The 11,371-nt window shown below is 46.8% G+C and carries 11 protein-coding genes; 2 read left to right on the forward strand and 9 right to left on the reverse strand.

The window, feature by feature from the left end; genetic code table 11:
* Positions 1-27 precede the first annotated feature (27 nt).
* From IPP66_12595 to IPP66_12605, 3 genes are read right to left on the reverse strand one after another with little or no spacing between them, the layout of a single operon-like run.
* Positions 28-186, reverse strand: coding sequence for a hypothetical protein (locus tag IPP66_12595; protein MBK9926117.1), 159 nt, complete (start codon positions 184-186; stop codon positions 28-30).
* A gap of 58 nt (positions 187-244) precedes the next feature.
* A complete protein-coding gene (locus IPP66_12600) occupies positions 245-811 on the reverse strand; it encodes a DUF4126 domain-containing protein (GenBank protein MBK9926118.1) in 567 nt (188 codons plus the stop codon).
* 34 nt (positions 812-845) lie between these two features.
* Positions 846-1,676 carry a DUF2085 domain-containing protein gene (locus IPP66_12605; protein MBK9926119.1) on the reverse strand — a complete coding sequence of 277 codons (831 nt, stop codon included), beginning with the start codon at positions 1,674-1,676 and terminating at the stop codon, positions 846-848.
* 394 nt (positions 1,677-2,070) lie between these two features.
* On the opposite strand from IPP66_12605, the gene IPP66_12610 reads away from it, so the two are divergent.
* Entirely contained in the window at positions 2,071-3,678 is a 1,608-nt protein-coding gene (locus IPP66_12610; protein MBK9926120.1) for a DUF4173 domain-containing protein, read from the forward strand.
* A gap of 54 nt (positions 3,679-3,732) precedes the next feature.
* Here IPP66_12610 and IPP66_12615 read toward each other — a convergent pair whose 3' ends face one another.
* The 6 genes from IPP66_12615 to IPP66_12640 form a co-directional block, all read right to left on the reverse strand.
* A complete protein-coding gene (locus tag IPP66_12615) occupies positions 3,733-5,052 on the reverse strand; it encodes a DUF2029 domain-containing protein (protein ID MBK9926121.1) in 1,320 nt (439 codons plus the stop codon).
* 108 nt (positions 5,053-5,160) lie between these two features.
* Positions 5,161-5,529: a response regulator gene (locus IPP66_12620; GenBank protein ID MBK9926122.1), complete on the reverse strand. Its 369-nt coding sequence runs from the start codon at positions 5,527-5,529 to the stop codon at positions 5,161-5,163.
* A gap of 26 nt (positions 5,530-5,555) precedes the next feature.
* Positions 5,556-7,247, reverse strand: a complete 1,692-nt coding sequence (locus IPP66_12625) for a PAS domain-containing protein (protein MBK9926123.1) — start codon at positions 7,245-7,247, stop codon at positions 5,556-5,558.
* A gap of 4 nt (positions 7,248-7,251) precedes the next feature.
* The gene (locus IPP66_12630; GenBank protein MBK9926124.1) at positions 7,252-8,721 is read right to left on the reverse strand and encodes a cyclase; all 1,470 of its coding nucleotides are present in this window, start codon (positions 8,719-8,721) and stop codon (positions 7,252-7,254) included.
* A gap of 2 nt (positions 8,722-8,723) precedes the next feature.
* On the reverse strand, positions 8,724-9,623 hold the full coding sequence (locus tag IPP66_12635; protein ID MBK9926125.1) for a diterpene synthase: 900 nt from the start codon (positions 9,621-9,623) through the stop codon (positions 8,724-8,726).
* Positions 9,624-9,712: 89 nt separating this feature from the next.
* Positions 9,713-10,747, reverse strand: a complete 1,035-nt coding sequence (locus tag IPP66_12640; GenBank protein MBK9926126.1) for a hypothetical protein — start codon at positions 10,745-10,747, stop codon at positions 9,713-9,715.
* Positions 10,748-10,859: 112 nt separating this feature from the next.
* On the opposite strand from IPP66_12640, the gene IPP66_12645 reads away from it, so the two are divergent.
* Positions 10,860-11,258, forward strand: coding sequence for a DNA-binding protein (locus IPP66_12645; GenBank protein ID MBK9926127.1), 399 nt, complete (start codon positions 10,860-10,862; stop codon positions 11,256-11,258).
* The last annotated feature ends 113 nt before the right edge of the window (positions 11,259-11,371 follow it).

Genomic DNA, 11,371 nt, shown 5'->3' on the forward strand with positions numbered 1-11,371 from the left:
AGCGGAGGATTTTTTGATTGCAGATTTTTAGAAATTCAGGTTCTGCATAATGGCATCGCCGAAATTCCAAGCAAGGCCCAAGCCAACACAACAACAGCACAATAAGACAACAACAACCACTACAATGATTAGTGTTGTGTTATTCTTCTTGGGTTCTTCAGCGACTGGGGGCATTTGTTCGTTCATGATTTCTTCTCCTTATGAATAGGTGGATGAAACAGGTTGAATAACTCGGCACATTATATCAGGATGTATCCCCGTTTGTCTTTCCCCAAATGCGCCATACAATGAAAGATGCGATGACGACCAACAGGGTACCGATCAGGATTGGCAGAACAACGGCCAGTATGGACAGTGTTGTGGCAACAACGTCCTCTGCAATGCTTACAGGGACGTTCCCTGCGCCGCCGGTGGTGGCAGTGACTGCCGGGCGTACCAAGCCCGATTTGGTGATATGCACGGCTCCAGCGATCAACAGGCCGCATCCCAAAGCCAGAACCGGGTGAATGTTTGTGATCACATTAGTGCTGGCGGCAAAGGCAATTGCGCCTGCCGCAGGGCGGACCAAGGTCTGGATGATGTCGTTGATGTGGTTGACGGCTGGAATTTTGTCCGCCAGCATTTCAATGATGACCAGCACGCACAGTAAGAGAATGATCCACGGGTTGGAAAGGGCGTCCCAAGGGGAAGCGAGGGTGATCAGCTTGGTGTAGTGTGCCAACAGGCCCACAACCAGTAATGGAATGTAGGCATTCAGCCCTGCACTGGCAGAGAGCCCAAAAGCGGTAAATATTGTAGTGAGTATTTCCATAGTTCTCCTGATTGTATAAGGCTAAAGCTGAGACTCAGCCCAAAGGAAAGCCTCCCCAGGTTCCGGTGAGTTTGAAGCGGACCAGGTCAATGGCGGTGATCATCAATAAGGCAAGAGTCGTTCCCGCGAGAAAGGGCATCCACATTTGGTTCAATTTGTCGAAGGTGTTGTCGAGACGCATTATCAAAACCCACACCATGCTGAAGACAATGATCAACAGCGATAGCACTCCCAGCACGCTGATGATGGCGATGGGCAACAAGATGATGGGGCTTTCGGTCAGGATGAGCAAGTCAACGATGAGGATGATCCCGATGATCGAGCCGAGCTTCTTCCAATCGAGAGCAGATTCTGTTTCAAAAGTTTTCCATGCAGTATTACTGAATGCAGGAAAAAGCACACAGGCGAGCGCAATGCCCATGCCGCTCCCTGTAAAGAGACGCAGGGTATTGTTAGGGACGTACAGGTTGGGAATGTTATCGAACATGCCTTGGGAAGTTTGCTTGAGTAAATACAGGTACGAGTTTGTCCCGTCGAGGCCAAACGCAATGAAGAACAAGAGAAGGGGCGCGCCAAGTTTCCAGCCGGGCATCCCGCTTTTTCGTGGGCTGACGAGTGAGAGGAAAAGCAGTGTGATTCCAGCTGCATAGAACTCGCCTGTGCAACGGGCGCATAAAGGCAGCTGGCGGTCAAAGATATGGAAAGAACGCTCGTCAATGCGGTGACAGATGGCATAACCGATCGAGTCTGCTTTACCTAGAAAGCCTGGCGGTGCAATGGTGAACCAGATACTGAAAACAATAAGAGCGGCAAATGGGACAAGCCAGCGTGAAAGTTTTTCGATGTGAGCTTTTTGTATTTTCATTTGGTTCATTATACCCAGAGCTTATACAAATTGTGTTTTTTAAAAGCGAGAAATGTATTGGCCCTTAAAGCCAGGAAGCCGCCCAATTTGGACGGCTCCCGTGGTGCGCTGTGGCTTCCTTTACTTACTTGAGGAGGGATGCCACAGCGCTGGGTTTGATACTACTATCCATGTTAGACATCACCTCCTCCTTTCATAGGATGGCGGTTAATTTGTTTGCCCCCGAACAATGTCGAAAGTATGTCACATTTCAAATCGGATGTCAATGGCCCAAAATCCATTCTCATCAAATTGTAATTTCGTATATGTTTTTGCGAAAATGTGATACCTTTTGAGAGTCTCCGCAAGCATATCAAGGCTATAGTTTGCGAAAACAAATCACTGGAGGCATTCTGTGAAGAAAAATCCGAACCGTTTTTGGGTACTTGTTATTCTGCTGGGCTGGGTATTTGATTTCCTGTTTTGGGAAAAGCCCGTTCCTGGCATCAACTTTTTTCTGTATGTGGTTCTTTGCCTTGCTACAGGCATTTACATCCTTTATACAGACGGGCTTCGCCTCTCACGACGGTCTGGCCTGCTACTGCTCCCCATTGCCTTTTTCGCCGCTGTTACCTTTATCCGTCAGGAACCGATGACGGTTTTCCTCTCTGTGGCAATGACCATCTTTCTCTTGGGCATCTTTGCACTGACCTTCATCAATGGGGAGTGGATGAAATATGGCTTACTCGATTACCTTTTTGGCTTCCTGCGTCTCTTCGGAAGCATGCTTGCCCGTCCGATAGGGTTCACGGCCGAGGTCCGGCGCGAGCAACCGTCCACAGCTAGTGATAAGCGTCCAAGCCCTATTTGGCCGGTCGTACGTGGCGTTGTCATTGCTTTACCGGTCATCGCCATTTTTGCCTCGTTACTTTCGGCGGCAGACCCCATCTTTGCCAAGCGATTTGGGGATTTTATAAAACTCTTCAACATAGATAATCTCCCTGAATATATTTTCCGCTTTGTTTACATCTTGGTCTTTGCGTATGCTCTAGCTGGCGTGTTCCTGCATGCCGCGCAGAAATCTGGTGAAGCGATGGAGGAGAAAAACTTTATCTCGCCATTTCTGGGCTTTACCGAGTCCACTATTGTGCTGGGAAGTGTGGTCGTTTTGTTCGTCGCATTTGTAGCCATCCAATTCCAATATTTCTTTGGTGGGCAGGCTAATATCCACATTGATGGGTATACCTACTCCGAATATGCACGCAAAGGCTTTGGCGAACTCGTTGCTGTTGCCTTCTTTAGTTTGCTATTGTTGCTTGGGTTGGGCGCCATTACCCGCCGCGAAACTGATGCCCAACGTCGAACCTTTACCTCGCTTGGGGTTGCGCTTGTCGGGTTAGTGCTCGTAATGCTTGTCTCTGCCTTTCAGCGTTTGGCTTTATATGAGTATGCCTATGGCTTCTCCCGTCTACGCACCTATACACACGTGTTCGTGATCTGGCTGGCGCTTTTGCTTGTTGCTGTTGTTATTCTCGAAGCTCTCCGCCGTGAACGTTCCATTGGGCTGACGATGGTACTTGCTTCCCTTGGGTTTGTGGTCTCGCTCAGCCTGTTGAATGTGGATGGTTTTATCGTCAAACAAAATGTTCAGCGTGAACAGCGAGAAAACACTGCGAACACATCTTCTTTGCTAGAACGCCCTGATCTGGATGCGCAATACTTCCTAGACCTGTCTGACGATGCCGTACCGACCATGGTGGCCGCCTTTACGGATACATCCCTGCCATACGATGTCCGCGAGAAATTAGGAGCGGCGCTTACTTGTAAACGCTATGAACGCAAGCAGGGGAATCAGGTATATCCTTGGCAGGCTTTTCATCTGTCGCGGTATCAAGCAGATATCGCATTTGAAACTGTAAAACAGGAGTTAGACACCTACAAGATCATAGACAAAGATTGGCCTGTAAAGGTTGAAACCCCGAATGGGAAAGAATTTTCCTGTTCACAATACTATTATGACTAAAAGCAAAAGAGGCCAGATGGAAATATCTGGCCTCTTTTGAGATTGCATTTCTTCTTAGGCAGTTTGATTTAAGAAAGCATTCAATTTCTTCAATGACAGGGTATAGAAGCCTAATATGATCGCTGTGATCCATGGAATATACAGAATCGGGTCAGTAAGCAGGTATGCTCCCTGATAAAGGATGTCGTCACCGAAGATTATGTAAGTGACAAGTCGCCAAATATCCACCAGGGCATAGGGCGCGAACAATATCCATAATGAGATTACAGCCCATTTTTTCTCTGTCGTTGCCAGGAAGTAGGCGAAGACGACCAATCCCAGTGATATTTCCCAGACATTATCCAACCAGATGAATGCGCCTAGATAAAACGCAAAAGCAAGCGCTAATTTGGTCTCTGATTTTATAGCTTGACGCCGCTCCTGTGGAAGGCGAAGGAATTTCACACTGATCCACCCGAGAGGGATAAGCAGTGCAACCTTGAGAATGGTCACGATCTTTAATGTCAGGGTGGAGATACCGAAATAGTAAAGGAAGGTTTGTTTTACAGACTGGTCATAGCCAAGGAAAGGCGCATCGGGGCCTCGCCAGGGAAAGTCACGGGAGAGGCGGGCGAGGAATCCAATGTAATCCTTATATTGTTGAATGCCGTAACTTACGCCTCCAGCCAGGATCGTGACCCCAGCGATGAGAAGATAGACGACGATTGCTCCAGCTAACAGTTTGAAAAAGAAGCGATAGTTCCCTATTAATAATGGCAAAGCAAGGGCAAATGCCCAATGCGGTTTGATGGAAAGGATGACTGCCAGCCAAAGGACAGCCCATCCTAATTTTTCCTGCATGACTGCATCGATAGCAAAAGTGGCTAATAGGGCAATGAGGAGGTATATATTCAAATAACCAAGATCGTCCCAGAACGCTGAAAATACAAGAAATAGTGGTAATACTCCTGCCCACATTTTTGCCACGTTTTCAAGATTGTTTTTCTGAAAGATCCGATCCCACCAGATGTATAAAAGCCAATATGCCGCTATATGCAAGATCACGAGAAGAGGTACTAGAATATTAAGTGGCAATAACAAGATGGGACCAAAAAAGAAAGCGAATGCAGGGGAATATGGAAAGTGATCTTCGAGAACTTTGAGTGAGCCTTTGAGGTATATATCTTCATGCGCTCGAAAGTGTTGTGCGGCCGGGATATAGGATCGTTGTAGGTCGGCTGAAACTTGCGTTTCCTCTGCACTTACCCCCGGTCGTAGTGCATCTGAAAAAAGGTAGACCTGCATTGCGAGACGTAACACGGCGTAGATAATTGCAGCGATCAGGAATCCCCGGTATGATTTTGATGTTTTCCACCGCTCCTGTATATTGTTCATGTTAGTGCTCCTTGGATTTTTTCCTCGCAAGTCAGGTTTCCTGGTCGGATAACGTAAAAGGCGACAGGCCCTGGCGTTGTCACCTTTTATAAGCAAGTCTGAGAGATGTTATTTGTGGGGTTTCAATCTTGCAGTCAGATCTCTGAGCTGTACGAAAGAAATCGGTTTGACCATTACAAAGTCTACCTGATCGTTATAGGCTTCGCCCATGCGAGCATCTGCCGTAGTGATGATGATCGTTGTGTCATTGAAACGCTCGTCCGGCTTGATGAAACTTGTTAATAGATCGCCTCCTGAAATGTGAGGGATGTGCATATCAAGCAGGATCAGGTAAGGCGTTGGTCCGTTTACCAGCCGTTCCTTTGCCTTTTGCCCATCGGGAGCGTGCTCCACTTCGAAGCCAACGCCTCGCAATGCTTCTGCAAAAATGTCTGCGAGATCTTCATCATCTTCGATAATTAAGGCTATTTCGTTCATGGTTTCTCTCCTTTTGGCTTTTACAATTAGGGTATGACCAGCGGCAAGGTGATGGTAAAGGTTGTCCCCAAATCCAATTCACTGGACACGTTGACACTTCCATTCATGATACCAACGAGTTGTTTAACGATGGCAAGACCAAGGCCAAATCCGCCTTTGGTACGTGTGGCCGCACCTTCCACTTGACGGAACGTATCAAAGATGTGGGGGAGCTCCGAAGGAGGAATCCCGCGACCTGTATCGGTGACTTCAATACCCCATTTAGCAACATCCGAGCGAAATAGCCTGACACTGACCTCGCCTACATCTGTGAACTTGATGGCATTGTTCACGAGGTTGACCAGTATCTGTTGTAGGCGAGCGGGGTCACCGATCAGAAGTTCGGGTAGGCTATCGTCAATTTCGCTGGTCAAGTTTAGGTTTTTGTCTGATGCGGTTTTGTCCATCAGGCCGTGCAAAGTTTCGAGAAGCTCATAGGGCTTTATTGGACCATTATGTATCGTTAACTTGCCTGCTTCCATCTGAGCCTGGTCAAGAAGGTCGTTGATCAATCCCAATAACCGTTGGGTGTTCTTGATGATACGGTCAGCCATATTAACTTGCTTGTCGTTCATAGGGCCGTAGACCGCCTCTCTGAACATCTCTGCATACCCCAATATCGCGTTGAGAGGCGTTCGTAGTTCGTGAGAGACGATGGCCACGAACGTACTTTTGAGTCTTTCCACCTCTGCTTCACGCGTAAAGTCACGGAATACGGTTACTGTACCAATGTTCAAGTTCCCGTCGTCGCGGTTGTCATATACCTGCGCCGCGCTTACTGAGATGGTCTTGTCTCCCCATTCGATACGAAAACCGATGGGTTGTGTATCATGTTCGATCATGGCACTTAATAGTCCACGGCTTTGAGGAGATAACTTGGGATGTTCGAGAAATTCACGGAAATTGTGATTTACGATTACTTCAAGAGGGACCTCAAGAATTGACCTAATAGATGGATTGGCAAGTGTGGCATTCCAATTTCTATCAAACACGATCACACCATCCGCAATGGAATTGAGGATGGCCTGGTTGCGCCCCGCCTCGAGGCGTTCGCGGGAAAGTGACTCGGCCAGCGCTTTTGTGCGTTGATTTACGACTTGGTCAAGATTGGTATTGATTGCGCGTAATTCATTGAGGGCAGATTCCAAGCTACTTGCGGCCAGCCACGAGACTAATGCAAGGGTAAAGAAGCCTATGATCCCAAATGTGTTTATGGGAAGGTTGATGGTTGTAGCGAGGTATGCGATGATCGAACTACAAATGGTTGCAAACAAAAAGCTTGCTGGTGGCAAGAGGATTAGGCTGGATATTGCAATTGGAAGTGTATAAATAACCAGCGAACGGCCGTTCGAGAGTTGTTCAGGGCTGTCTGCAAATGTAATGATAAGTGTAAGAAAAAGTAGGAACAACAAAGCCGCAAAACGTGTTGAATATCGTCGGTTAACTTGATAAACACCAAACAAGGCAATTGCGGTTATGAAGATGTTTAGTAAGAGGGTTTGTGTTTCAGGGTCAGAAAAACTACTTGCCCCCGTAAAAATGCTCACAAGCATCAGGATGAAGCCTGTTATAGCCGCCCCCAATATTCCTAGCAACATGATATTAAGGAGCCTGCCTCGGCGAGCGCGATCAGGGTCAGGTGTTGAGATGCTTATGATGGATTCAAAATATGATTTCATATTTTTATTCGGCCAGTGCCAATGCACTGATCACAGATGCTCGAATCACAAGGCGTGGAGTGTAGAGGCATTTACCAATCCACAAAGGTGGATAGGGCTTATTAAGATTTTCTCTCAACCACCTTGCACCGTTCTTAAATACAGATTTGGGTATTCTGGCAACTTTCTCGTTCCACACCCATAGGGCTTGTAAGGCATACGATGTCTCTTCGGCTGTGGAGAGGAATGAGCCCCATGAGCCATCTGGGTTCTGGGTTTCCAAAAGCCATTCAACAGCATCGGTCACTAAATCGTTATGGAAGTTTGCACAAGCCATGATCGCATGGGCAGTTGGATAGTAGGGTGATGCGTGCCACTTGTCCACCCAGTAGGAGCTTCCTCTCTTTGCTTTTGTAAGAAACCGCAGGATCTTTTCAATGGATGAATTGTTGCGACCAAGGCCACCTTGCTTAAGGCCATCCAAAATATGGATATTGGCGCTAATGGATGGATTAACCTCCAGGTCGAAACAACGGAAGTGTTCATCTTCTTCGTAGGCCAACACACTGGCAAGATCTTTTTCAATGCCAAATCGCATTAACGTCATATAGGTCATTATTGTGTCGTCGCTATCTTTAACCGAGTAATTTGTAGCGAAACATACCCCTCGTTGTGGTTCCCATGCGTTCGAGAGGAAGTCGATGTGGGGTTTGAGCTTCTCGGTCACTTTCATGCCTGGTATGAGACTGAGATTCCAAAGCGACCATGCGATCTCAAAAACATCAAAAGGGGAAACATTCGGTTGACCGCCATCACTATTTATGGTCTTGTTGAGATACTCTAGCGAAGCCTTATCGCCTTTTTTGATATAGGTTGCGAAATAAGCAGTTGCTGATGGGCTTAATCCAACAGATCCGTTTGTTTCCTGTAGATTTTCGATGTCCAACATGTGTTGGCCATCTATTCCAGCCATTTCAGACGAAAAGGCCATAGTGACATTACGGGAGAGCATCTTGCCCTGAAGATATGAAAGCTTTTTTGCGCGTTGCTTGGATAAACGTCCTAAAATGCGATTCGCCTGGTTTTTAATGAGACCTAATTTTTCAGCTTCCTCTACCAAAGTAGGTGCGATCATTTCAAAGCCGACAGTTGCTCCGTTGGGATCAGCCTGTAGCCCCTGTGTGGCGCCTCCTACGATCCGTTCTAACGCGAGTCTACCATTCTCTATTTGTACCTTATCGTGGCCACGTCGACCCTGGTAAGCAAGGGCGATCATCGCCGCGAGCGTGCAGAGAACGCGGTCGTGATAATACATGGGTGCAGGAGCACCCCAGGAGCCATCTGGCAATTGATGCTCAGCAAGCCACGCCAGAGACTTATTGGTTAATTTATAATCAATATCTCCGAGACGAGCCGCCCAGGCTGTGTCGTAGGCTGTACTGGCCATGTGGCCGGGACCAATTTCTTCGATAAGTGCTTCAATGAGGTCTGTCATTATTAAGTGCCTTCTTGAAACCATAGATTGAATTTTAGCCTGCCCACGCCATACGCGTGGTCTTTATTGTTGCGGTAGAACTCCCGTAACCAATCCAATTCATCTTTAGACATTTTTGTGTAATCTGGTTCAGAGACCTTTCGAACGTAAATATGATCGTATAGAATGGCTCGTAATTGATGCTCTGTCATATAGGGGGAGGGGCTGACGGAAAAATATAGATCTTCCTCACCTGTTGCCAGCAACGGCATATCGAATACACTGAATTTATCGAAGCCAATGAACATGCTGACCCCGGGTAGTTCTTCCCCGTAGTATTTACGGATCAATGCATTTTTGTCTGGAACTGCATTATAAGCAAGATAATGCTCCACCGAAAGGCGGGCGATGGTTTCGGTTACTTCGTCTGCAAATACACCGAAGAAAAGGTTGAATTTGTTATTATCTTTGGTTGCGTCCATCACTTCGTAGATGGAGCCGAGCACATATTCGAACTCTGTGCCTGTTAGCACATCGCGATAATCACCATAGAAGCGGACCCGGACATTGTATTTGTTGAAAAAATCGCGGTAGTTTTTATCCGTTGCCGTGCGGACGAGCCCGTCCATGCCGACGCGCTTGGTATATTCATCGCCGCGATGCATAAGCTCACGACCAAAGACGGGAGCTAGAATCGTCTGAATGCCGTGGTCAAATAACATGGAGCACAAATGGACGTGATTTTCTATTGAGAGGTCTATATATGCTTTGAAAAAGTCATCACCGATCTTATCTGCATGTTCGAGCATGAACCAGCGGCGCGTACCATTAACGGGAAACACGCAAACTTTATGCCCGGTCGCTCTGACGCGTTCAGCTATCTCATTGGTGTGGAGTTGCCGAAAATCTTCAAACCGCATCATTAGATTTTGTGAGTACTCCTCTGTCTTTTAGTGTCGTGTATACACGGACTTTTGCAATATTCAGTTGGACATTGTCTATAGAAAGTACTTTACTCTGCGCTTAATAGGTTTGCTGCTCGTGACATAATGCCTGGCATTGTGATCATGGCGTGATTGGTGTCTTCGAGATGGAAACCAAGCCTGCGTTTCACATCATATGCGCCACTCCCAAAGCGGACGAGACGAACATTATGCTCAAAAGCTTCTTGTAAGGCGGCATATAACAAAAGGAAATACCCGCCAGGGACGTCATCTTCTAGCCCAAGCGATGACGCGAGTTGGAATTTGTTGTCACGAAGGACTGCGCCACACCCCACTAGTTTGTCATCCTTGCGAAGTTCCAGCCAGGTGCCGTCAGTTGTTGAGAAGTTCTCAAGCAGGTTGCGGGTCCAGGGATTGGGTGCTGAGCCGTGCCATATCGAAACATTTCTGATCAATTTGAGAGCAGTATCAACATCGGGGACAAAGTTCTTTCTTGAAAGAACGATGCCATTATCACTCGTCTCTTTTAGCGTGCGTTTGTAATGTTGACGATCTTTCTTGTTCCCCGCCTCAAGATAAGCATCAAAGCTATCCCAACTGATGGGCATATACGTTCCAGGTTCTGAAATCGTGATAGGCTCGAAGCCATTTGGCCATGATGGGTATTTAAGTTGCTCGGTTAGCAAATAATCGAATACGAGAAAAGAGCAGCGTTGCTTTTTAAATTCATCTTGTGCGGCAGACGCCAGCAAAGGAAGAATCTCATCTCGTAAGGGTTCGCCGGGGAGTAATAGGGCTGAAGTGTCTGCCAAAGGAGAACGGCAAACAAGGAGAGGCCTACGCTTGAGAACCGATGACATAAATTGTCTAGCTACTCTTGGAAGGGGTAATGGCTCATTGTGTACGCGGAACAGCGCCATACCTGCAAGGGGGGTATCGCCATCCCACACGATCAGGTAAGTAGGCAGGCAATCTGCCATGGCACGCTCGCCAAAGGTGTACCAGGCATGACTCTGAAACCCTCGACCAGATGCGATCTGGTTCCAGACTTCTGGCTTGATCTCCTGAATACTTCTATAAGTCTTAACTTCCAGTTTTGTCATGTTGTTCTCGCTTCAATTTTACTGTCAGTCTAAACAATCGGGCTTTGATTGCCTTTTGCCTTGCAAAAATGAAAACAGTTCAGTCTGCTTTATAATTACATAATTATTGGATATGGATAATTATACCTTTCGGCTGAAACCCGGTGATGATCTGTTTGGCTCAATTGATCTCTTTGTGCAGGAACACGAGATCGAAGCAGGGTGTGTATTAAGCGGCGTAGGAAGCTTAACTCATATAGTGCTACGATTTGCAAACCGTGATGACTATTCCGAATTTAACGGTTATTTCGAGATTGTTTCAATTACCGGTACGGTTTCGATCCATGGTTCACATTTGCATATTTCAGTTTCTGATAGCGAGGGGCGAACATTGGGTGGGCATCTCGTTCATGGGTGCAAGATATATACGACAGCAGAGATCGTGCTTGCTGTTTTTGAAGATGTTGTCTACAAACGCGAACTTTATAAAGACGACTCTGGTTATGATGAATTAAAGGTCTACAAGCGCTGAATTCGCTATTTGGCGCCGTTTAACTTTGCATTTTCGTTTTTAATGCACATTGTTGTAACTTTACATTATGTTGTATCCTGATAAAATTCCCCTATTCTAGGCTCTGGAGGGCA

It is taken from the genome of Candidatus Defluviilinea proxima (assembly GCA_016721115.1).
In the GTDB taxonomy this organism is placed as follows: domain Bacteria; phylum Chloroflexota; class Anaerolineae; order Anaerolineales; family Villigracilaceae; genus Defluviilinea; species Defluviilinea proxima.

What these genes read in the sequence shown, in the direction of transcription:
- IPP66_12595 (MBK9926117.1), bottom strand. Translation starts at nt 186, where the DNA reads ATGAACGAACAAATGCCCCCAGTCGCTGAAGAACCCAAGAAGAATAAC.
- IPP66_12600 (MBK9926118.1), bottom strand. Translation starts at nt 811, where the DNA reads ATGGAAATACTCACTACAATATTTACCGCTTTTGGGCTCTCTGCCAGT.
- IPP66_12605 (MBK9926119.1), bottom strand. Translation starts at nt 1,676, where the DNA reads ATGAAAATACAAAAAGCTCACATCGAAAAACTTTCACGCTGGCTTGTC.
- IPP66_12615 (MBK9926121.1), bottom strand. Translation starts at nt 5,052, where the DNA reads ATGAACAATATACAGGAGCGGTGGAAAACATCAAAATCATACCGGGGA.
- IPP66_12620 (MBK9926122.1), bottom strand. Translation starts at nt 5,529, where the DNA reads ATGAACGAAATAGCCTTAATTATCGAAGATGATGAAGATCTCGCAGAC.
- IPP66_12625 (MBK9926123.1), bottom strand. Translation starts at nt 7,247, where the DNA reads ATGAAATCATATTTTGAATCCATCATAAGCATCTCAACACCTGACCCT.
- IPP66_12630 (MBK9926124.1), bottom strand. Translation starts at nt 8,721, where the DNA reads ATGACAGACCTCATTGAAGCACTTATCGAAGAAATTGGTCCCGGCCAC.
- IPP66_12635 (MBK9926125.1), bottom strand. Translation starts at nt 9,623, where the DNA reads ATGATGCGGTTTGAAGATTTTCGGCAACTCCACACCAATGAGATAGCT.
- IPP66_12640 (MBK9926126.1), bottom strand. Translation starts at nt 10,747, where the DNA reads ATGACAAAACTGGAAGTTAAGACTTATAGAAGTATTCAGGAGATCAAG.
- IPP66_12645 (MBK9926127.1), top strand. Translation starts at nt 10,860, where the DNA reads ATGGATAATTATACCTTTCGGCTGAAACCCGGTGATGATCTGTTTGGC.